Source organism: Alkalicoccobacillus gibsonii, assembly GCF_016798245.1.
Classification (GTDB): Bacteria; Bacillota; Bacilli; order Bacillales; family Bacillaceae_D; genus Alkalicoccobacillus; species Alkalicoccobacillus gibsonii.
The window spans coordinates 862,702-884,634 of the sequence record NZ_JAEUZA010000002.1; the positions used below are offsets into that span (position 1 = coordinate 862,702).

A 21,933-nucleotide genomic window follows, 5' to 3' on the forward strand; every position below is an offset into this window, starting at 1 on the left:
CCATGCGTAAACCAATTATTGCAGGTAACTGGAAAATGAACAAAACACTTTCTGAAGCAAAATCTTTTGCCGAAGAAGTAAAAGCAAAGCTACCTAGCTCTGAGTCAGTTGATTCAGTTGTTTGTGCACCTGCTCTATTCCTACAAAGCTTAGTAGAAGCAGCAGAAGGTACAGAATTAAAAGTAGGAGCTCAAAATGCTTACTTTGAAACAAGTGGAGCATTCACTGGTGAAATTAGCCCATCAGCACTTGCTGATCTAGGTGTTCACTATGTGGTTTTAGGCCACTCTGAACGTAGAGAATTGTTTGGAGAAACAGATGAACTTATCAACAAAAAAGTTCATGCTGCACACGAGCAAGGAGTCACTCCAATTCTTTGCTGCGGTGAAACATTAGAAGAGAAAGAAGCAAACCGTACAAATGATGTTCTTCACGAGCAAATCACAAAAGGTCTTGAGGGACTTTCTGAAGAGCAAGTGAAAAACACGGTTATCGCTTATGAGCCAGTTTGGGCAATTGGAACTGGGAAATCTTCATCTTCTGAAGATGCAAACGAAGGCTGCGGATACATCCGTACCGTTGTTGCAGAAGCGTTCACACATGAAGTATCTGACGCTGTTCGTATCCAGTATGGAGGTAGCGTAAAACCTGCTAACATTGCTGAATACATGGCACAAACTGATATTGATGGAGCTTTAGTTGGAGGAGCGAGCCTTGAGCCAGCTTCATTCCTTGAGCTTCTGGAGGCGGTAAAATGAGTAAGAAACCCGTTGCTCTGATTATCCTAGATGGCTTTGGTTTAAGGGACGAAACCAAAGGCAACGCGGTAGAGCAGGCGAAAAAACCTAATTTTGACCGGTATTACAACGAATTCCCTCATGCCACTCTTAAAGCAGATGGGGAAGCGGTTGGCTTACCTGATGGTCAAATGGGTAACTCTGAGGTTGGACACTTAAATATTGGTGCTGGCCGTATCGTTTATCAAAGTTTAACAAGAGTGAATCTTGCTATCCGTGAAGGTGAGTTTTTTGAAAATCAAACTTTCCTTGATGCTATTGATCATGTAAATGAAAAGGGAACCGCTCTTCATTTATATGGCTTGTTGTCTGACGGAGGCATTCACAGTCACATTGAGCACTTATTCGCACTACTGGAATTAGCGAAGCGTAAGAATGTGAAAAAAGTGTACATTCACGGCTTTCTCGATGGACGCGATGTAGCACCGACAAGTGCGGAAACCTATCTGCGTTCGCTCCAAGAAAAGCTTAATGAGGTAGGCATTGGCGAGCTTGCTACAGTTCATGGCCGTTATTATGCAATGGACCGCGACAAGCGTTGGGACCGTTTAGAGAAATCATACCGCGCCATGGTATATGGTGAAGGACCTTCATATGAGAATGCTCTAGACGTACTTGAAGATAATTACAAAAACGAAATCCATGATGAGTTTGTGATTCCTTCTGTGTTGACGGACAAAGAAGGTAAACCAGTAGCTACTGTTCAGGATAACGATGCTGTCATTTTCTTTAACTTCCGACCAGACCGTGCCATTCAATTATCTCAAGTATTCACAAACGAAGACTTTAGAGGATTTGACCGTGGAGAGAAATTTCCAAAGAACCTACACTTTGTGTGCTTAACAAAGTTTAGTGAGTCCGTTGATGGATTTGTAGCCTTCAAACCAACAAATCTTGATAACACTCTTGGAGAAGTTCTTTCTCAACAAAATCTTCGTCAGCTTCGGATTGCTGAAACAGAAAAATACCCTCACGTTACGTTTTTCTTTAGCGGTGGCCGTGAGCAGGAATTCCCTGGTGAATCTCGTATTTTAATCGACTCACCAAAAGTAGCAACCTATGATTTACAACCTGAAATGAGTGCATATGAAGTAACCGATGCATTGGTTTCTGAAATCGAAGCGGACAAGCATGACGCGATTATCTTAAACTTCGCAAATCCTGACATGGTCGGCCATTCAGGAAAGCTTGAACCGACGATTAAAGCCATTGAGGCAGTAGATGAATGTCTTGGAAAAGTAGTAGACGCAATCCTTGAAAAAGGTGGCGCGGCCATCATTACCGCTGATCACGGGAATGCTGACGAAGTCGTTACACTTGAAGGGAATCCAATGACAGCTCACACAACAAACCGTGTGCCAGTCATTGTAACTGAAAAGGGCGTTACACTACGTGAGGACGGTATTTTAGCTGACCTTGCACCAACTGTTCTTCAACTACTCGATGCAAAACAACCAGAAGAAATGACTGGAAAGACGTTAATAAAATAAACAAACCATTAAGGGAGATGATTAGCTTGACTATGATTACTGATATTCATGCTCGTGAAGTTCTTGATTCACGTGGTAACCCAACAGTAGAAGTAGAAGTATATGTAGAATCTGGAGCAATGGGACGTGCCCTTGTACCAAGTGGCGCATCAACAGGAGAATACGAAGCAGTAGAACTTCGTGATGGCGGAGACCGCTTCATGGGTAAAGGTGTTTTAACAGCTGTTGCTAACGTAAACGATGTAATTGCACCAAAATTAATTGGTGTTGACGCAATGGACCAACTAGGAATCGATAAGCTTCTTCTTGAGCTTGACGGTACAAAAAACAAAGCTAAATTAGGTGCTAACGCAATCCTTGGTGTATCTATGGCTGTTGCTCATGCAGCTGCTAAAGCACTTGGTATTCCTTTATACGTATACCTTGGTGGATTCAGCGCGAAAACTCTTCCAGTACCAATGATGAACATCATCAATGGTGGAGAGCACGCTGATAACAACGTAGATATTCAAGAATTCATGATCATGCCTGTTGGAGCTGATAGCTTCAAGCACGCTGTTCAAATTGGTGCGGAAATCTTCCACAACCTTAAATCAGTTCTTAAATCTAAAGGCTACAACACTGCAGTAGGAGATGAGGGTGGATTCGCTCCTAACCTATCTTCAAACGAAGAAGCGCTTCAGACGATTATTGAAGCAATCGAAAAAGCTGGTTATAAGCCAGGCGAAGAAGTGCAACTTGCAATGGACGTTGCTTCTTCTGAGCTATTCAACAAAGAAGACGGTAAATACCATCTTTCTGGTGAAGGTAAAGTATTATCTTCTGAAGAGCTTGTTACTTTCTACGAAGATCTTGTTTCTAAATACCCAATCATCTCAATTGAAGATGGCCTAGACGAAAACGACTGGGAAGGTCACAAGCTTCTAACTGAAAAGCTTGGAGACAAAGTACAGCTTGTTGGTGATGACTTGTTTGTTACGAACACTGAAAAGCTTGCTGAAGGGATTGAAAAAGGAATCTCTAACTCAATCCTTATCAAAGTTAACCAAATTGGTACGCTTACTGAAACATTTGAAGCGATCGAAATGGCTAAACGTGCTGGTTACACAGCGGTTATCTCTCACCGTTCTGGTGAAACAGAAGATGCAACAATTGCTGATATCGCAGTTGCTACAAACGCTGGTCAAATTAAAACGGGTGCACCGTCTCGTACAGACCGCGTAGCGAAATACAACCAATTGATTCGTATCGAAGACGAGCTTGCTGACGTATCTGTATACGGCGGACGTAAGTCTTTCTACAATCTTTCTAAGTAATTTCAAGTGAAACCCACTCACAGCGGTGAGTGGGTTTTTCTAATGAAGCAGGGACATAACGTTAATATAGTTAGCAAAACACGTACATAGCAATAAATCCGCTACAGGAGAATCCCTCGCTTTCCACGGGAACGGCCTCAGCCTCTTTCGCGGGAAAAACGCCGCTACAGTGTCTTCACCGCGTTCTGTTCCGTAGGAGTCTCGGGTTCTCCCTCCGCTTGTGCAAATAAAATCACAAATGGCGAATGATTATGTAATCGAACTATTTGCCATTTTCGTATTTTATAGTTATAGCTCAAGCTTTTTTCTAATGAATGATAGGGGAAATGTAACTATTGCTCGGGAAATAGATGATTTGCTGTAGAATGTCGTGGAAATTAGCTACTATATGACTTATAAACAATTTTTACTAAAGTAGATTGAATTGATTACGTGGTTATGGTAGATTAAAATTAGCGTAAAATGTGCTTGGAGGTGGATTTTTTGCAATTAACACTTATGGTTTTATTAGTGATTGTTTCAATCGCTTTAATTACCGTTGTTGTACTTCAATCAGGTAAGAGTGCTGGTTTGTCTGGAGCAATCTCCGGTGGAGCTGAGCAGCTACTAGGTAAACAAAAAGCCAGAGGAGTAGACTTAGTTCTTCATAGAGCAACGATCGTTCTAGCCGTTCTATTCTTTATTTTGGCTGTTGCTCTTGGTTACTTCTTGTAATAGATCTAAACTGAACCACTCCATTTCAATTGCGATAATGGGAGTGGTTCTTTGTATTTAACCTATGTATTCATCTGTATCCATCACTTGAATGGTCCCAGACCAATCGAGTATCGTTGCAATGAAGTCACGGATATCCAATCCAGGCATGTCATAGGTGTGATCGGTGTTAACCGTAGCAGAGGCATCTTCAATAAAAGTCACATGATACCCCTTTTCATGGGCAATGATACTATTAAACAAACAACAGAATTCTACATTAAAACCAGTAACAACAAGATGTGTAATTTGATTTGTTTTTAAATATTCATCAAGTTCTGTTTGTAAAAAAGCGCTAGGCTGCTGTTTCTCAATCACTTTATGAGCGAATGGATGAAGCGAAGCATCTAATTCGCCATTAGGTGTTTGGTCCTTTATTAGACTCTTTATATGCTGATCTACATGCCTTGTCATAACGACAATTTGTTGTTGCTCTTGAAAGTGATTAGCAAGTAGTTGATTACGGGTTATAACATCACTGAATTCTCCTGCTTTTGCAAAACCGTTTTGAATATCAAGCATAAGTAATGCTGATTTCAACATCCCACCCCCAATTTTCTCTTTTTTAGATCTTTTCTTCCAACTATTATATAATTAGGAGGGGATAGGAATCAATCAACTATTATTTGCGATAAGTGTGATTGTTTTAGGTTTGGTGATTGGTAGATTGCTCCGCATGATGGCTGATCATCAATATACGCCAAGCTGGTTTCCTTTATCGCGTGTCTTATTTTACTGTATACGAGTGGTTTTATTAGGGATGAACCCCATCATTCTAATAGGTGCTTTTTGGTATGCTGAACTAACAGATGGACTTCTTCTTTTTCTACCACTTCTTGGTGTGCTGACAATTGCGCTGGGCGGCCTTTTAGGCGTTTTATTATCAAGAGTTTTTTCACTTAGTCGATCACAAACAGGCGCGATGTTTGTGACAGGATCCTTTATAAATTTAGGGACATTTGGCTCGCTATTTTGTGTGCTGCTTCTGGGTGAAGAAAGCTTGGCTTATGTTGCGCTGTTTAGACTTTTTGAGGAATTATTTTATTATACGGTTTGTTACCCAATAGCTAAAAGATACGGAGTTTCTCAAGATGAAGGTGTACATAAAGGATGGCGCTCCATTATTCGTGATCCATTTATTATGGTTACATTCTTCTCCATTGTTATAGGAGGTATGTTAAATGTCTCTGGACTGGAACGAATCGATGGTTATGGTCTATTCATTCAGGTTCTAGTTCCGATTACCGCAATTCTCCTACTCATTCCCGTAGGTTTTTCAATGAGAATTCAATCGGTACGGGAGCATCTTAAATTAAGTCTCACACTATCACTTGTTAAAGGATTAATTGTTCCTTTTCTTGTAGTGAGCACGGCGCTATTATTTGGACTAGGAAGTTTAAAGGACGGATACATCATTCACGTTATCCTTATCTTATGTATGATGCCTACAGCTGTTTCTGCTTTAGTACCTCCTCAGCTTTATCAACTTGATGTTGATTTGGCAAATTCAAACTGGTTGGTGAGTACAGGCCTTTTGGTTGTATTTATTCCATTGCTTTATATCGTTATTCCATTAATTTAAACGTTTGTGCTAATTTTTCTGTTATAATGCTAACAAAGATAACAAAAGTGAATGTCGACGGGGTGGAAGAATGGGCCATAGAAAGATAACCATGCAAGTTATTGCTGATACGGTAGGAGTATCAAAGTATGTGGTTTCAAAAACGTTAAACAGTAAACCGGGTGTAAGTGAAGCAACAAGAAAGAAAATATTATTTGCAGCGAAGCAATTAGGTTATTTAAAAGAAGGAGCGAATTCTAACCAGGGTTTAAATAATGAAAAAGTAGAAGTTGAAAACGGCTATATCCTTGTGTTCTTGCCGAACCAGCATTACCAAAACATCACCTATACGTATTGGGGAGCGGTGTTTCAAGGTGTGTCTGCTAGTATTCAGTCTAAAAAAGCCGGGATGATCGTTATCTCTAACGAAATGGACTTAACAAAAAAAGTCGATCTAACGAATTTAATTGGGATTATTACGTTAGGGACACTTGATGAACAAACACTTGTGTCTTTATCTGATTACGGATTACCGATAGTTATGATCGATCACGAGGATAAGTTGATGCGCGCGGACAGTTTGTTTATGAACAATCGAAATGGCGTTGAACGGGTCACTGATCATTTGATTGGTTTAGGGCATAAGCGCTTGGCTTTTGTCGGGGAAGTAAAGTATTCAACTAGTTTTTTTGATCGATGGTTAGGATATCGAACATCTGTTGAACAAGCTGGACTAGATCGGTCTTCGACATTACTGGATGTTAAGTATGATGATGATATGGAGATAGCGATTCAAGGTGAAATAGATTCATGGAAGCGACACAGAGTGGAATTTCCCACTGCATTTGTGTGTGCAAATGATCACATCGCTCGGCGTGTAATCAATTTACTCAATAAAAACGGCTATGCGTGTCCAAAAGACGTATCGGTTACTGGGTTTGATCTATTGGATGAAGAAGAAAGTAGAAAGCCTTTACTCACTACTGTTCGGGTTTTAAAACAGATGATTGGACAGCGTGCGGTGGAACGGTTGGTTTGGAGATTACAGCACTCTGAATATCCTTCTGAGAAAATATTGATTGCGGGTGACATGTTGTTAAGAGAATCCGTTGATGTACCAAGGAATCGATGAGCATACGCTCATCGATTTTTTATTCTCATAAAATTAAGCGTTTACATTAATCGTTAGTAGTGATATGTTTTAGTTATAAATAACAACTTAAGATAACAAAAATAACAAATAGGGGGAGTCATTATGAAAAAGCTTACTCAAAAATCGTTATTAGTCTTAGGCAGTGCAGGACTCGCAGTTAGTTTGGCAGCGTGTTCATCAGGATCAAGTTCTGGTGGAGGTGGAAGTGACAGTGGTGGAGATGTCACTTTAACCATGTGGCTATGGCCAGGAATGGGCTTTGCAGAAAAAGCTAAACAATATGAAGAAGAAAACCCAGGAATTAAGATTGATATTCAAGAAGCAGAATATGCAGATGCTCACCAAAACTTAATTACAGCACTTGCAGCAGGTTCGGGAGCTCCTGACATCTCAGGGGTGGATGAAGGATACTTAGAAAGAATTAAAGAAAGTAGCGATTTATTTTATGACTTATCAGAATATGGTGCGAGTGATTTAGAGGGAGATTACCTTGACTGGAAGTGGAAGCGAGCTTCCTCTGATGATGGATCGGTTATTGGAATTCCAACGGACATTGGACCGATGGCAATGGCTTACCGAGTTGATTTGTTTGAAGAAGCAGGCTTGCCAACTGACCCTGAAGAAGTGAATCAAGTACTTGGAACGTGGGATCAATATATTGAGGCAGGCAAACAATTAAAAGAAGAAACAGGTTCCTTTATGTTCAGTGATGTAGCAGATATGTACTCTGCAATTAGAGAACAAGGAGATAAGCAATACTTTGAGACAGATGGAACACTAATCCTTGAAGACAGTCCTCAAATTCAAAAGGCTTGGGACAAATCTGTTGAAGCCATGGATATTCAAGCAAATATTGAACGAGGTACACCAGAGTGGGGAGCGGCTCTTGCAAATGGAGATTTCGCGTCAGTTTTCTTACCACCTTGGATGCTTCAAAATATTAAAAATGATGCTCCAGACACATCAGGTCTTTGGGATATCGCTTTAATGCCTGAGGGTTCGGGGAACTGGGGAGGTTCATTCCTTACTGTACCAAAGCAGAGTGATCATCCAGAGGAAGCGTACGCATTTATTACGTGGTTAATGTCACCAGAGAACCAGCTTGATATTTTCAAAGAAAATGGAAATTTCCCATCTACACCGGGTATTTATGATGATCCTGCCATTCAGGAGCTAGATGATGAGTTCTTTATCCGTAAAGATATTGGTGCGATCTATGCTGAAGCAGCCACTTTAGTTCAAGATGTGTACCGTGCTCCAATGACAGCACCTATTAATACTATTATGCAGGATGCACTTGGTTCCATTGCAGATGGGGTTTCTACTCCTGAAGCAGCCTGGGATAAAGCCTTAGAAGAGGTAGATAGACAGGTTTCTCGTTAACAGGATGGATAACAGCGTAGGAGAGATCTTACGCTGTTTCTTATGAAAATTAGAAAGGATGAAGATGATGGGCACACCAACAAACGTGCAACAAGCAACGCCACCTGCACCCCGCGCACCAAAGAGAAAATACAACCAGCGTGTTCGTGACCGAATCTCGGGTTATCTATATATTTCTCCGTTCTTTATACTGTTTGGTGTATTTGGGATGTTTCCTCTTATTTTCACAGCATATCTATCTTTTCATAAATGGAACATTCTCGGCGAACGAGAATTTATTGGATTTGCAAACTATGTAGGATTATTTACAAACGATCCGCTCTTTTGGAAATCGGTCGGAAACACGTTTAGTATATGGGCACTTTCAACGATTCCGCAGCTGTTTGTCGCATTGATTTTGGCGTTTATTTTAAACCAAGCCTTCTTAAAAGGAAAAAGTTTGTTCAGATTGGCTGTGTTTATGCCAAACGTTACGTCAATTGTTGCGGTAACGATCGTATTCTCAGCTATTTTTGGTACTCAATATGGAATTATTAACTATGTGTTTAGTCTGATTGGGATCGATCCGGTTAACTGGAAAGGTTCCTATTTTGGAACGCATGTTGCGATCTCTCTAATGGTCATGTGGAGATGGGTCGGTTATAACACGATTATTTATCTAGCAGGTCTACAAAGTATTCCAAAAGACTTATATGAAGCAGCGACTATTGATGGGGCTACAAAAGTACAGCAGTTCTTTTATATCACCATTCCAATGGTACGACCAATTATCATCTTTACCGTTCTATTATCATCCATCGGTGGAATGCAAGTATTCACAGAGCCATTAATCTTTGGTGCTGGCTCAGAGTCTCAAGGTCTAACGATGACACTTTACTTATATCAAGAAGCATTTGAGCGATTTTCATTTGGATATGCAGCCGCTATAGCATGGGTTCTGTTCCTCATCATCATCCTTGTTTCGCTTTTAAATATGTTCTTAACCAAACGGATAAAGTCTGCATAAAAGGAGTGGCATGACTATGAAAGAAGTTGGACAAAGAAAAGGGCCTAAAGTGTTGTTGTATACCTTTTTGGTCATCAGTTCCTTATTATCGCTGTTCCCTTTTTACTGGATGTTTGTAATCGGTTCAAACACGACCTCTTCTGTTAATCAGTTCCCACCGGCAATGTTACCGGGAACTCATTTTATCGAGAACGCAATGAATGTGTTTGACCGTATCGATTTTTTTGGAGCAATGTTTAATTCGTTTTTTATTTCATCAGCCGTCACACTATCTGTTTTATTCTTTTGTTCCCTTGCTGGATTTGCTTTTTCAAAGCTTCAGTTTGAAGGTAAGAATCTCTTGTTTGTTTTCCTACTAGCAACGATGATGATTCCACCTCAACTAGGGTTGATTCCATCCTTTATGATCATTAGTAGTCTTGGATGGATTGATACGCTACAAGCGGTCATTGTGCCAGCGATGGTTAGTGCCTTTGGAGTCTTTTGGATGCGGCAGTACATTTCATCTGCTATTCCTGATGAGCTACTAGAAGCGGCAAGAATGGATGGTTGCAGTACATTCAGAACGTACTGGAATATTGTGCTTCCTACTGTAAAACCTGGACTTGCCACACTTGGAATCGTGACATTTATGAATACGTGGAACGATTTCCTCTGGCCGTTGGTTGTATTAAAAGATCGCAGTGTACACACCATTCAAATTGCCTTACGTACGTTAAACGACGTATTTTATACCGACTACTCAATGATTCTAGCAGGAACATTTATGGCAACACTTCCTATCTTAATCGTATTTATTTTATTCAGTCGTTACTTTATCGCAGGTCTTACTGAAGGTGCTGTGAAAAACTAGTCGTAAAGGGGTTCTATCATGAGTACTTTGTTTTTCTATGATTCTACGTTTCCATTTGATGGCGTGCGCCCATCTGACAGCCAACTTGCTAGCCTACAAGACATTGCAAACACAGATCAGTTGGAGAAGGCGCTTGCGAGTGGCAACTATCAGACCCTTGTGCATTTACACGGTTCCTATTTTCCGAAAGAGCATTGGCATACAATCCTGCGTTTTCTTAAAGGAGGAGGAGGGCTCGTCCATCTAGGAGAGATTCCTTTTCGCTTCCCTGTCTATAAAGAAAATGATGAGTGGAAGATTGAAGTAGAGCAAACATCCTACCACCAGCATCTCAATATTCATGAAGCTCTGCAGGTTAATAGCACTAAGGTACGGGAATTGGTTAGTTCATCTGATCGACCTCTACTTGATGGCTATGAGAAAGCATTCTCTATTCAACCGACATATGGGTTTGTCTTACATCCAACAAAACAGGATGACCAGCCACATGAAAATGGTTCAAGTGGACCGATGGATGCTCACATCTACCCGATGCTTAAAGGGATCTCAGAGGAAGGTAGAGAGATCTCTGCACCCGTTGTGTTAATTGAAAATACAAAGGGTTTATTTGCTGGTAGCCGTTGGATCTTCATCAATCAACGGACGGATGATCTGTTTTGGGAGCACGGAGTAGAGCTGCTTAATGAGGTTGCTAGCTATACGTCTGAAGGTGTAACAGAAATTTGGGTGAAGCCTGGGTATGCCAGTTATTATCCAGGGGAAACGCCAACACTAACGATACAATTACAAAGCCTGGCTCATTTGAAAGGGAAGCAATGGACAATGCAGCTGCATGTCTTAAAAGATGGATCAGATGAAATTCGTTTTCAGGAGGTAGTTACGTTTGATGAGTCGAGAGAATGGTCAAGTCTCAGAAGAACGATGCCGTTTCAGGTGGAGGAGGGCTTCTACACCATCCATGTTAAAGCCATTTCATCAACGGGAGAGGTTATCCATTTTAACCAAGGATTTTGGGGATTCTCGGAAACCTTACTGCAAGAAGGTGCTCCGCTAGTTGCGGGTCGAGATTATTTTGAGAAGGATGGCAAACCATTTCCGATTGTTGGTATGACCTACATGACATCGGATGTGGCGAGGAAATTCCTCTTTATGCCGAATGCACTTGTGTGGGACCAAGACATGGACCAGATGAGGCAGGCGGGCATTAATCATATCCGATCAGGTATTTGGACTGCGTGGAGACAAATTATGTATGTTGATGGTCATCCGTATGAAGAAGTGCTTCGTGCAATCGATGCGTTTGTGTTAACTGCTAAAAAGAACGACCTCGACCTGTGCTTCACATTCTTTGCGTTTACACCAGAGATGTGGGAAGGGAAAAATCCTTATCTCGATCCTAGAAGTTTGGACGCACAAAAACGATTTATTGCAGCGATTGTTTCTAGATACAAAAAGGCTACGCACTTACATTGGGACTTAATTAACGAGCCGTCAATGTTTGATCCTAAACGAATTTTCTCTGGACCACGTTCAGCTAGAGATTCGTTCGAAATAAAAGCATTTCAGCAGTGGACCAAAGAGAAGTACGGTACAATTCGTAAGGTTCAAGAAGCATGGAACTACTCATCTGTTGAGTTGCCAAGCTTTGAAGAGATCACTCCTCCCGAACCTGAAGACATGAACTTTGATGTACAAGATATGAGAACGCCGGCTAAGAATTTAATTTGGCGAGACTACACTTTATTTACAATGGCTATGCATAACCAATGGGCACAGGATTTATCAAAAACGATTCAAGCAATTAATAGCGATCGCTTAATCACGGTTGGTCAAGACGAGGCATTACGTTCTCAACGTCCAACTCCTTTCTTCTATGAGTCCGTTGTTGATTACACGACGAATCACACGTGGTGGCAAATGGATCATCTTGTGTGGGATGGGGTGTTTACAAAAACACCTTCCAAACCGAACCTAGTACAGGAAACAGGCATTATGTATCTAGAGCAACCGGATGGCCGTGCAAAACGCTCTGAGGAAGAGCTGAGAAATATTTTAGAGCGTAAATATGCGTATGCATTTTCAACAGGCGGAGCCGGTGCAGTACAGTGGCTTTGGAATACAAACTTCTATATGGATAATGTGAATGAGTCTAATATTGGAGCACTTCGCGCGGATGGAACTGAGAAGCCTGAAGCTGATGTATCCTATGATTTTGGCGCTTTTATAAATGAGGCAAAAGAGCTCTTCATTAATCGCAAACTTGAAGAAGTGGCTGTCGTATATCCTTATTCAAATGATTTCTCAACTCGTAAGCTTGCGTTTGAAGCAACAACAAAAGCAGTGCGTACGCTATCGTATGAATGTAATGTTCATGCGCGAGGATTTAGTGAGTATCATTTACACGACTTGAATAAGGATAAGCCGAAGCTTGTTATTGTTCCAAGCGCGCATAATTTTAGCGAGGAAGCATTTAATCAGCTCCTCGAGTACGTGGATCAAGGAGGTACGGTTCTATACACAGGACCACTTCGATTAAATGAAGGCTGGAAAACGACTGAAAGACTGAAAGACGAGCTAGGTAAGTCAACTCTCTTAAACGTGTTGCGTGAAGAGTCGTTAATTCTAGGGGAAAAGACACTTCCAGTCAGCTTTGGTGAACGAAAGATTGCTGAATTGTCTAAGGAGCAGCTTAATGATACAAAATCTGCTTCTGTAAAAACACTAACAATCGGGCAAGGAACATTCATTTGGAGTCCTTTACCTGTAGAGCTGAATGACCGAGTTGAAACGGTGAAAGCTTTATACAGATATGCACTTCAACAAGCATCTATAGGAGAAGAGCTGATATGGGAAAAAGGTGGCGATCATCCAGGTATCTATGGACGCAGGCTGTCATTTGAACATGGTGACTTATATATCTTTGTATCCGAGTGTGCCGGGGATGTAGACGTTGAAGTAACGAGTCCAGTTCTCGGTCGTACGTATTCTGTCACGATAGAACAAGAGCGTTCCGTCATGTTCTTTACAGACGCGAAGGGTGAAGTGGTTGCGACCTATCGACCTAAGGAAGTATCTGTGCAGTTGGAAGGGTTAACTGTATAAGTGGTAAGAGCAGTGAGCGTCGGTGGATGCTCACTGCTTTTTTTGTAGATGGGGAGATAAGCGAAACGTTGGGGCATGAGGTGAAACGATAGAGGGCAAAAGTGAAACGTTAGAGCGTGAAGTGAAACAATAACTCCTGCGCGCGAGGTGTGGAAAGCAGAAAAATAGGGAAAATAAATTTAAAAGGATACAATAGATGGAGGGAGGCGAATGTAGAATGATTAAACTTGGTGTGTTAGATCAAGTCCCTCTGTCTAAAGGTCAGACTGTAACGGAAAAAATGCAGGAAACAATAAAGATGGCTACGCTGGCTGAGGAGCTGGGGTATACTAGATATTGGTTTGCTGAACATCACGGAACAAAAGGCATGCAAAGTACGGCGCCTGAAATTTTAATCGCTGCCATTGCTGCTCATACAGAGAATATTCGAGTCGGATCTGGGGGCATATTGCTTCCTCAATATAGCCCTTTTAAAGTAGCTGAAGTAACAAAACAGCTTGAATCGATTTTTCCAGGCCGGGTTGATGTTGGCCTTGGGCGATCCCCAGGTGGGACCCCGGCGTTGCGCCGTGCACTGGTGGATGGCACACCTCGAAGCTTAGATGAATTTTGGAGACAGATGGATGACCTCATTCATTATGTCAGAGACACCCTACCACGTACCCATCCGAATGCAGGGGTTAAAGCAGCTCCGATTATAGAAAGTACACCACCACTTTGGATATTAGGGTTAGGCGAAAATAGTGCGAAGCAAGCGGCTAAACGTGGGCTTGGCTATGTATTTGGACATTTTATTAAGTCAGCACGTGGAGAGCAGGCGATGCAAACGTATCGAGACCATTTCACACCAAATGAGTGGTCCAAAACTCCACAAATGCTTGCTGCTGTATTTGTGGTTTGTGCCGATACTGATGAAGAGGCCGAGCGCTTAGCGAGCAGTCAGGATCTTTGGCTGCTTCGTGTAGAAAAAGGGCTGGATAGCCGTATACCTTCTATTAAAGAAGCAAGCGAGTATCAGTATACAGATGAAGACCATAAGCGTATGATACATAACCGGACGCGAACGATCATTGGTTCACCAGAAACGGTAAGTAATCAGTTACGTACACTTGCTGACCGTTATGGAATGGATGAATTTTTGATTCTATGTAATATCCATTCATTTTCGGATCGCCTCCGTTCATATCAACTCGTATCAGAGGCTCTAAACATAAAATAGTGATTTTATGAAAAAGGAGTGGAGAAATCATGATCGGTTGTCTTTGTATTCATGGCTTTACGGGGGAACCGTGGGAAATCGAACCGATTGCTGAATCCTTAAGAAAACAAAAAGGTTGGCTTGTATACGCTCCTACGTTACCGGGGCATGGTCCAGACGAGGACTTACGGGAGGTAACCTATCAAGAGTGGCTTTATATGGTGGAGGTTGCAGCGCTTGAACTCATCAAACGGTGTGAAGAAGTATATGTCATAGGATTTTCAATGGGCGGTCTTTTGGCTTGTTATCTTGCGGCCAAATATGAGATAAAGAAACTGGTTCTTTTAAGTGCGGCAGCCTATTATTTGAATCCTCCTATGCTGTTTGAAAGTGTGAGAGCGGCTGTTCATACCAGGTTAACAGGGCAGGCAGAACCGGATCAGCTTGTTGACCTGTACACACACAAGATGACGCATACACCAATGAATGCCGTTCGTCAGTTTATGACAGCCGTAAAAAAGATTCGACCATATATTCGTCATGTGCATACGCCCGTTCTCATCATTCAGGGTGAAAGGGATGCTTTAGTTCCCAGAAAAAGCTCAGAATTTTTATTTCGAACCATTGCATCCGAGGAGAAACACATTCATTATTTAAAAGATGGACGTCATATGATTTGTCATGGATTTGAAAAGGATCAATTGATGATTCTTATCCATGATTTCTTATTGGGTCAGATCGATCGAAAGGATGAACAACATGAAATTAGTAGCACCTAAGCCATTTTTCTTTGAAGGGGGTAAGCGAGCAGTCTTACTCCTGCATGGCTTTACTGGTACAACAGCAGATGTACGTATGATTGGCCGTTATCTACAAAAGGAAGGTTACACCTCGTATGCTCCGCTTTATAAGGGGCACGGAGTTCCACCCGAAGAGCTGGTTCAAACAGGCCCTGAAAACTGGTGGAGTGACGTTGAAGCTGGATATCAATTTTTAAAAGATAAAGGCTATGACGAGATTGCTGTTTGCGGTTTATCACTCGGAGGGGTATTCTCCTTAAAAATCGGTTACACTTTACCTGTAAAGGGTATCGTATCAATGTGTGCACCGGTAAGAGCCAAAACAGAGGATGCCATTTATAATGGTATGCTTGAGTACGCAGAAGCGTACAAAAAACGCGAACAAAAATCCGAAACTGAAATCCAAGAGGAAATGAACGCCTTCAAACAGCTTCCAATGAATACACTATTTAAATTAAAAGAGTTAATGGACGATGTAAGAAGTCAGTTAGACTTTATATATTCGCCATTATTTGTTGTACAAGCAAGAAACGATGGCATGATTGACACAAATAGCGCAAACATTATTCATGATGAAGCTGAGTCAGTTAAAAAACAATTGAAGTGGTATGAGCATTCAGGTCACGTCATTACACTTGGTGAAGAGAAGGAGCAACTCCATCAGGATGTTCTGGACTTTCTTGAATCATGTGATTGGAATCAATAGCTTGGGACAGGGACAGATAGAAATGGCAAATGGAAGAAACGAAAGGAGCAAGAAAAAATGAATGAAGAATTAATCGTTAAACTCACTCACTATTTTAAAGATGTAGCAGAAAAGCCGCTATCTGTCTCAGAATTAGAAGTGGCGTTTCCCACTAGAGATAGTGATGAATTTAAAGAGCTTGTTAAAGTATTAAACGAAATGGAACGCAGAGGGATTCTTGTGCAGACAAGGACAAATCGATATGGTGTTCCTGAGAAAATGAACCTGACTCGCGGTAGACTTCAAGCGCATGCAAAAGGTTTTGGATTTGTTATTCCTGAGGAACAAGGGGAAACCGATATCTACGTCAGCGCAGAAGACATGGAAGGTGCAATGAATGGTGATACCGTTCTTGTTCGTTTGCACTCGAAATCCTCTGGTTCAAGGCAAGAAGGAAAAATCATCCGGATCGTTGAGCGCGGGTCTACCGATATTGTCGGTGAATATATTGATTACGAAGCCTATGGCATGGTGAAAGCTGATGACAAGCGAATTCCAGATGACATTTTGATTCCTAAAGGAAAAGAAAAAGGAGCAGTCGCTGGTCACAAAGTAGTCATCGAGATCACAAAGTATCCAAAAGGCCGCGCCGGTGCTGAAGGGGAAGTAAAGCAAGTACTCGGTCACAAAAATGATCCTGGAATGGATATTCTAAGTATCATTTATAAGCATGGCATTCCTTTAGCCTTCCCGGATGAAGCATTAAAGCAAGCAGAAGATGTTGGCGAGACCATTGATCCTGCTGCAATTGAGGGTCGACGTGATTTGCGCGGAGAGACAATTGTAACCATCGATGGCGCAGATGCGAAAGACTTAGATGATGCCGTTCAAGTAAAGCAGCTCGATAATGGGAACTATGTTCTAGGCGTTCACATTGCGGATGTCACTCATTATGTAACAGAAGGCTCTCCAATTGATGTGGAAGCAGCTGAGCGTGGAACAAGTGTGTATTTAGTTGACCGAGTCATTCCAATGATTCCGCACCGTCTTTCAAATGGGATTTGCTCGTTAAATCCTCAGGTGGACCGGTTAACTCTATCTTGTGAAATGGAATTTGATTCTCAAGGGAAAGTCGTAAATCATGATATATTTGAAAGTGTGATTCGCACAACTGAGCGTATGACCTATAAAGATGTTAATTCAATTCTGTTAAACACTGATGATGAGGTTCGTGAAAAGTATAAAGAACTGATTCCATTTTTTGAACGCATGGAAAAGCTTGCGGCTATCTTGCGTAACAAGCGTACAGAGCGTGGTGCCATTGACTTCGATTTTAAAGAAGCAAAGGTGATTGTGGATGAAGAAAGTAAGCCAGTTGATGTAGCCATCCGTGAGCGTTCTGTGGCTGAAAAGCTAATAGAAGAATTTATGCTTGCAGCAAACGAAACGATAGCTGAGCATTTCCACCGTCTGGACCTACCATTCGTGTACCGTATTCACGAGGATCCTAAAACAGAGAAGCTTGAAAAGTTCATGGAGTTTATCACGACTTTCGGATATGTCGTACGCGGAACAGCTAATACTGTACACCCACGCGCATTGCAAAAGCTTTTAGCTGAAGTAAAAGGTGAGCCGGAGGAAGCAGTCATCAATACGTTAATGCTTCGTTCTATGCAGCAGGCGAAATATGATCCGAACAGTGTTGGTCACTTTGGTTTATCAACAGAATTCTATACTCACTTCACCTCGCCAATTCGTCGTTATCCTGACTTAATCGTACACCGCTTGATTCGTACGTATTTAATTAAAGGAAAAATTGATACGGCTACTCAAGAATACTGGAGAGAAAAGCTACCTGAAATTACAAAGCACTCTTCTGAAATGGAGCGCCGTGCTGTAGAAGCCGAGCGTGATACGGACAGCGCGAAAAAGGCTCAGTACATGGAAGATAAGATCGGTGAAGTGTTTGAGGGAATTGTTAGTGGTGTCACGAACTTCGGACTATTTGTAGAGCTTGAAAACACAATTGAAGGACTTGTTCACGTTAGCTATTTAACAGATGACTACTACCATTACGATGAAAAGCAATTTGCTATGATCGGAGAACGGACAGGCAAGATGTTCCGTATTGGTGATGAGGTAGAAATTCGTGTGGTCCAAGTGAATGTGGAGGAAGCATCCATAGACTTTGAACTGACAGGTATGAAAGCACGAGCGCCACGTGCTCCAAAAAGTCGTCCGAAAGTGATTGACGGTGGAAAACGGAAGCAACGTCCTGGAAAGAATGCACGTAAACCTCTTAAAACAGCTGGATCGAGAGACAGAAAACCTGGTGAGGGTTCGTCTTCAACAGGCAATCGTAAAAAGAAAAAGCCATTTTATGAAAATGCTCCAGGAGCAAAGCGCAAAAAAGGGAAACGGAAAAAGCGTTCATAGCTAGTAGCCCCAATTGACGTTCACTTAAAGCCTTTGCTAAGATAGATGAACGAAGAGAATTTGAGGTGCGGACAATGGCAAAACCAAAAACAGATGACAATGTAATCGCTCAAAATAAAAAAGCTAGACATGATTATTTTATTGAAGAAACATTTGAAGCTGGAATGGTTCTTCAAGGAACAGAAATCAAATCCATGCGTGCAGGACGAATGAACCTTAAAGATTCATTTGCCCGCATCCGTAATGGAGAGGTATACCTCCATAATGCACACATTGCTGAATATGAGCAGGGAAACCGATTTAATCACGAGCCAACACGCGCTCGTAAGCTGTTGCTGAAGAAAAAAGAGATCAGTCAGCTGATTGGTCAAACACAGCAGCAAGGCTATTCACTAGTACCTCTTAAAGTCTACATCAAAAATGGCTTTGCAAAAGTATTACTAGGAGTAGCAAAAGGGAAAAAGAACTACGATAAGCGCGATACCCTTCGTCGTCAGGACGCTAAACGCGAAGTTGATCGAGCACTGAAGGAAAGATTTAACGGATAGTACACTTGTGGATTTTGTACGTTAATTATGTTACTATTAGAGTTCCGAGGCACTAGAACTCGGAACTTTTTCTGACACGGGGACGTTTTGGATTCGACAGGAACAGGTCGTGCTTGCGTTGCGAGTCGTGGGGGTCGGCCACGTTAAAACGCCAAAGCCAATTAACTGGCAAAGAAAACAACAACTTCGCAGTAGCAGCGTAACAGCTCTTTTGCGGTTCCACCCTCCATCGCCCATGTGGTAGGACCTGGGACTCACTCTAAGTGGGCTACGCCTTTTCCCCTGCAGTCTGAAGGGGGAGGAAGAGAATAATCGGACTAGCCGTATCAAAGCCTGTTGCTGGGCTGAGATGACGGCGAAATGCTAATACAGTAACTACGCTCGTAGAAGCGTAAGTGTCGTTGTTTCTGGACGTGGGTTCGATTCCCACCGTCTCCATTTGAATCACCTGGAAAACCCCTAAGATCTCATTTGAGATGTTAGGGGTTTTTTCAAGCTAAGAGAGTTTGTCTTATTTTTCAAAATTAGAAAACATATCTACGTTGTCAGGAACGTTAGCGAGGTAACAAATTCGACCTTTGCTGTCTAATTTCGCAAAATCTTTACCTGTTTGAGTGTACACTTCACCTGTTTTTCGTTTACCGCATACTGCCCATTGTGTAACATACATGCCTTCCTTTTCATCGAAAACCCATCCTTCAAACATATGCTTTAAGTCAACGTTTTCTTGGAAGATCATTATTACAAACTGTTTCCATTGATCAATTCCATGTTTTTCAAAGCCATTTAGAACAAATGTAAGATCATCCGTAAACAAAAGATTTAACTCATCAAACGATTTTTCACTCGTTCTTGATTCGTCAAAAAGATCGAAATATCTATTTAAATTTTGCATTTTAACTCTCCTTAGGTTTTAGCGAATTCTCATTTTTGTTTTTAACAATTGAAGGTGGATAAATGAACAGCTGTGTTTTAATAATTGACCCATCAATAGTTGATGTATCAAGAAATATAGTATGGATTCATCCAATTGTCAATAAATAAGGAAGACCATTAATAATCTTCCCTAGATCAAACTGTGTTTCTTATAGATTATTGGATGAATTTGGTATACTATTCAAGAGTGAGAGTTAGAAAGATGGTGATCCAAATGATGACAATAACCGAACTAAAATCAGATTGTTCACAGTGCTTTGGCTTATGTTGTGTGGCACTTCCTTACTTAAAATCGACTGATTTTGCTAAAGACAAAGCGGGAGGAGTTCCCTGCCACAACTTGAATGAACATTATATGTGTACCATTCATTCTAATCTCAGAGAAGAAGGGTACAAGGGCTGCACCGTATATGAATGTTTTGGAGCGGGTCAGAAGGTGTCACAAACGATTTATAAGAATGTTAGCTGGCACGAAAAATCATCGGAAGAAATGTTTGAAGTGTTCCCGATTATTCAACAACTCCAAGAGATGCTTGCCTATTTAGATGAAGCTCTCAAAAGAGAGGAAACAAAGCCGATCCATACGCAGCTTATGAAGGCATTCAATAAAATAGATGCCTATACTTACAAAGATCCAGAGACAATTCTTACACTTGATCTTACTGTTATTCGCTCGGAGATCAGTGATTATCTCTCAGAAGCTGGAGAGCTTGTTGCATATGCAAAAGCAAATGAACCAAGAATTCAGAGAGCGGCATTTGAATTTATGGGAGCTCAGTTAAAAAGGCATAACTTTAAAGGTGCTAAATTAAGAGGTGTCTTTTTTATTGCTGCTGATCTACGTGGAGCTAATTTCACCAGTGCAGAGTTGTTAGGAGCTGACTTCCGAGATGCAGACGTGTGCGGAGCAGATTTTACAGGTGCTCTTTTTTTAACTCAGGCTCAAATGAATGCTGCTATCGGTAATGAGGCAACTATATTACCAAAACATCTTCAACAACCTTCTCATTGGGTATGAACATACAAAAAAGCTCATCGCAGCACAAAGCGATGAGCTATTTAATTTTAATAATGAAAACCAACTTCACGATCCCCTAAATCTTGAATTGGGCGATAGTTATTCGGGTACAAATCTTGAAAAGCTTGAAGCTGTTCCGAAGAGAGTGTAATTGAAGAGTCACTCACACTCCACTTCACACCTTCAGAGCAAGGCGGGGTAGTAAGCGAACCGTCATATTGAAAAGTTGATAGATCAGTAGGAACCAGCTCACTAGGATTTAACTTAATGGTTTTAGTTGAAGTTCCGACACTAGTCGGCATCTTCTTCCACATATCTTTTAAAGCTTTGTTTTTTTCTCCTTCTTCCATTAATACGCCTAACACAGCAAGATTGTCTTGCTCATCTTTATGAACAAGGTGTACTTCCATTTCATAAGACTCTCCTGCTAGCGTATGCTCACTCGGTGAGTGAAAATGAAATTGAACCAGTTCATATGTGGAGTCGCCAAGTGTTAATTGATTGGAAGGCTGTCCTTTTTTTTCAACCACATTGGCTTGAATGGTATGACCATTGTTTTCAATGGAAAACTCTGTTTTGGCATAATCTAGGTCCAAGCTCCATTTTTCATCGCCAACATCGGTTGGGTCTAGTGCAATTGGGGATTGCTGCGTGCCATTAGAGCAGGCTTTAAATTCAGAGTCAAGCTCTCCCCAAAACTCAGGACCTGTTGGACCAGAATATGACCAATCATGGGACGCGTTCGCAGTCAAACGATCATAGGGTGAATGAATTAAAGAAGAGGAACTTACGTGATTTCCATGTGCAAGCATTGCTTCTGTCAAAAAGGATGTACTAGTTAATAGAATGGTAGCGGCTACTGTCGTTTTAATAAGTAGATTTGATCGTTTCAAAGAAT

At 41.4% G+C, this 21,933-nt stretch carries 19 protein-coding genes and 1 other RNA gene; 17 read left to right on the top strand and 3 right to left on the bottom strand.

The features are described 5' to 3' along the window. Window positions 1–2: 2 nt before the first annotated feature. From tpiA to secG, 4 genes are all read left to right on the top strand, one after another. Window positions 3–758, top strand: coding sequence for a triose-phosphate isomerase (tpiA, locus tag JNO66_RS10935; protein WP_203088272.1), 756 nt, complete (start codon window positions 3–5; stop codon window positions 756–758). Beyond that, entirely contained in the window at window positions 755–2,287 is a 1,533-nt protein-coding gene (gene gpmI / locus JNO66_RS10940; protein WP_203088273.1) for a 2,3-bisphosphoglycerate-independent phosphoglycerate mutase, read from the top strand. The genes tpiA and gpmI overlap by 4 nt, the downstream gene beginning before the upstream one ends. A 17-nt stretch (window positions 2,288–2,304) precedes the next feature. Continuing rightward, window positions 2,305–3,603 carry a phosphopyruvate hydratase gene (gene eno, locus JNO66_RS10945; RefSeq protein WP_373367166.1) on the top strand — a complete coding sequence of 433 codons (1,299 nt, stop codon included), beginning with the start codon at window positions 2,305–2,307 and terminating at the stop codon, window positions 3,601–3,603. Window positions 3,604–4,065: 462 nt separating this feature from the next. Beyond that, window positions 4,066–4,317, top strand: coding sequence for a preprotein translocase subunit SecG (gene secG, locus JNO66_RS10950; RefSeq protein ID WP_369876236.1), 252 nt, complete (start codon window positions 4,066–4,068; stop codon window positions 4,315–4,317). Window positions 4,318–4,374: 57 nt separating this feature from the next. Here secG and JNO66_RS10955 read toward each other — a convergent pair whose 3' ends face one another. After that, complete coding sequence (locus tag JNO66_RS10955; protein ID WP_203088276.1) at window positions 4,375–4,896, bottom strand: cysteine hydrolase family protein; 522 nt, start codon at window positions 4,894–4,896, stop codon at window positions 4,375–4,377. 97 nt (window positions 4,897–4,993) lie between these two features. Here JNO66_RS10955 and JNO66_RS10960 point away from each other — a divergent pair, with 97 nt between their 5' ends. From JNO66_RS10960 to ssrA, 12 genes are all read left to right on the top strand, one after another. Further along, window positions 4,994–5,938, top strand: coding sequence for an AEC family transporter (locus JNO66_RS10960; protein ID WP_210340836.1), 945 nt, complete (start codon window positions 4,994–4,996; stop codon window positions 5,936–5,938). 91 nt (window positions 5,939–6,029) lie between these two features. Next, on the top strand, window positions 6,030–7,049 hold the full coding sequence (locus tag JNO66_RS10965) for a LacI family DNA-binding transcriptional regulator (RefSeq protein WP_210340837.1): 1,020 nt from the start codon (window positions 6,030–6,032) through the stop codon (window positions 7,047–7,049). Between the two features lie 123 nt (window positions 7,050–7,172). Then, entirely contained in the window at window positions 7,173–8,453 is a 1,281-nt protein-coding gene (locus tag JNO66_RS10970) for an extracellular solute-binding protein (RefSeq protein ID WP_203088279.1), read from the top strand. 58 nt (window positions 8,454–8,511) lie between these two features. Next, complete coding sequence (locus tag JNO66_RS10975; protein WP_307730724.1) at window positions 8,512–9,459, top strand: carbohydrate ABC transporter permease; 948 nt, start codon at window positions 8,512–8,514, stop codon at window positions 9,457–9,459. A gap of 16 nt (window positions 9,460–9,475) precedes the next feature. After that, on the top strand, window positions 9,476–10,312 hold the full coding sequence (locus tag JNO66_RS10980; RefSeq protein WP_203088281.1) for a carbohydrate ABC transporter permease: 837 nt from the start codon (window positions 9,476–9,478) through the stop codon (window positions 10,310–10,312). Between the two features lie 18 nt (window positions 10,313–10,330). Further along, window positions 10,331–13,414, top strand: coding sequence for a beta-galactosidase (locus JNO66_RS10985; protein WP_203088282.1), 3,084 nt, complete (start codon window positions 10,331–10,333; stop codon window positions 13,412–13,414). A 217-nt stretch (window positions 13,415–13,631) separates the two neighbouring features. After that, window positions 13,632–14,633, top strand: a complete 1,002-nt coding sequence (locus JNO66_RS10990) for an LLM class flavin-dependent oxidoreductase (RefSeq protein ID WP_203088283.1) — start codon at window positions 13,632–13,634, stop codon at window positions 14,631–14,633. Window positions 14,634–14,662: 29 nt separating this feature from the next. Continuing rightward, complete coding sequence (locus JNO66_RS10995; protein ID WP_203088284.1) at window positions 14,663–15,391, top strand: alpha/beta hydrolase; 729 nt, start codon at window positions 14,663–14,665, stop codon at window positions 15,389–15,391. Beyond that, on the top strand, window positions 15,372–16,118 hold the full coding sequence (locus JNO66_RS11000) for an alpha/beta hydrolase (protein WP_203088285.1): 747 nt from the start codon (window positions 15,372–15,374) through the stop codon (window positions 16,116–16,118). The genes JNO66_RS10995 and JNO66_RS11000 overlap by 20 nt, the downstream gene beginning before the upstream one ends. Before the next feature lie 57 nt (window positions 16,119–16,175). Then, window positions 16,176–18,533: a ribonuclease R gene (gene rnr, locus JNO66_RS11005; RefSeq protein WP_203088286.1), complete on the top strand. Its 2,358-nt coding sequence runs from the start codon at window positions 16,176–16,178 to the stop codon at window positions 18,531–18,533. 74 nt (window positions 18,534–18,607) lie between these two features. Continuing rightward, window positions 18,608–19,081 (top strand): SsrA-binding protein SmpB, encoded by a 474-nt coding sequence (gene smpB / locus JNO66_RS11010; RefSeq protein WP_203088287.1) that lies wholly within the window; start codon window positions 18,608–18,610, stop codon window positions 19,079–19,081. Window positions 19,082–19,159: 78 nt separating this feature from the next. After that, window positions 19,160–19,522, top strand: a transfer-messenger RNA (tmRNA) gene (gene ssrA, locus JNO66_RS11015). A 70-nt stretch (window positions 19,523–19,592) separates the two neighbouring features. Here ssrA and JNO66_RS11020 read toward each other — a convergent pair. After that, complete coding sequence (locus tag JNO66_RS11020) at window positions 19,593–19,976, bottom strand: nuclear transport factor 2 family protein (RefSeq protein ID WP_203088288.1); 384 nt, start codon at window positions 19,974–19,976, stop codon at window positions 19,593–19,595. Between the two features lie 243 nt (window positions 19,977–20,219). Here JNO66_RS11020 and JNO66_RS11025 point away from each other — a divergent pair, with 243 nt between their 5' ends. Continuing rightward, window positions 20,220–21,035 carry a pentapeptide repeat-containing protein gene (locus tag JNO66_RS11025; protein WP_246483231.1) on the top strand — a complete coding sequence of 272 codons (816 nt, stop codon included), beginning with the start codon at window positions 20,220–20,222 and terminating at the stop codon, window positions 21,033–21,035. Window positions 21,036–21,082: 47 nt separating this feature from the next. On the opposite strand, the gene JNO66_RS11030 is transcribed toward JNO66_RS11025, so the two are convergent. Then, window positions 21,083–21,928, bottom strand: coding sequence for a carbonic anhydrase (locus JNO66_RS11030; RefSeq protein ID WP_203088290.1), 846 nt, complete (start codon window positions 21,926–21,928; stop codon window positions 21,083–21,085). Window positions 21,929–21,933 lie beyond the last annotated feature (5 nt).

Excerpts from the sequence above, each read along its gene's own strand:
- tpiA (WP_203088272.1), top strand. The coding sequence starts at position 3 with ATGCGTAAACCAATTATTGCAGGTAACTGGAAAATGAACAAAACACTT.
- gpmI (WP_203088273.1), top strand. The coding sequence starts at position 755 with ATGAGTAAGAAACCCGTTGCTCTGATTATCCTAGATGGCTTTGGTTTA.
- eno (WP_373367166.1), top strand. The coding sequence starts at position 2,305 with ATGATTAGCTTGACTATGATTACTGATATTCATGCTCGTGAAGTTCTT.
- secG (WP_369876236.1), top strand. The coding sequence starts at position 4,066 with ATGTGCTTGGAGGTGGATTTTTTGCAATTAACACTTATGGTTTTATTA.
- JNO66_RS10965 (WP_210340837.1), top strand. The coding sequence starts at position 6,030 with ATGCAAGTTATTGCTGATACGGTAGGAGTATCAAAGTATGTGGTTTCA.
- JNO66_RS10970 (WP_203088279.1), top strand. The coding sequence starts at position 7,173 with ATGAAAAAGCTTACTCAAAAATCGTTATTAGTCTTAGGCAGTGCAGGA.
- JNO66_RS10975 (WP_307730724.1), top strand. The coding sequence starts at position 8,512 with ATGAAGATGATGGGCACACCAACAAACGTGCAACAAGCAACGCCACCT.
- JNO66_RS10980 (WP_203088281.1), top strand. The coding sequence starts at position 9,476 with ATGAAAGAAGTTGGACAAAGAAAAGGGCCTAAAGTGTTGTTGTATACC.
- JNO66_RS10985 (WP_203088282.1), top strand. The coding sequence starts at position 10,331 with ATGAGTACTTTGTTTTTCTATGATTCTACGTTTCCATTTGATGGCGTG.
- JNO66_RS10990 (WP_203088283.1), top strand. The coding sequence starts at position 13,632 with ATGATTAAACTTGGTGTGTTAGATCAAGTCCCTCTGTCTAAAGGTCAG.
- JNO66_RS10995 (WP_203088284.1), top strand. The coding sequence starts at position 14,663 with ATGATCGGTTGTCTTTGTATTCATGGCTTTACGGGGGAACCGTGGGAA.
- JNO66_RS11000 (WP_203088285.1), top strand. The coding sequence starts at position 15,372 with ATGAAATTAGTAGCACCTAAGCCATTTTTCTTTGAAGGGGGTAAGCGA.
- rnr (WP_203088286.1), top strand. The coding sequence starts at position 16,176 with ATGAATGAAGAATTAATCGTTAAACTCACTCACTATTTTAAAGATGTA.
- smpB (WP_203088287.1), top strand. The coding sequence starts at position 18,608 with ATGGCAAAACCAAAAACAGATGACAATGTAATCGCTCAAAATAAAAAA.
- JNO66_RS11020 (WP_203088288.1), bottom strand. The coding sequence starts at position 19,976 with ATGCAAAATTTAAATAGATATTTCGATCTTTTTGACGAATCAAGAACG.
- JNO66_RS11025 (WP_246483231.1), top strand. The coding sequence starts at position 20,220 with ATGGTGATCCAAATGATGACAATAACCGAACTAAAATCAGATTGTTCA.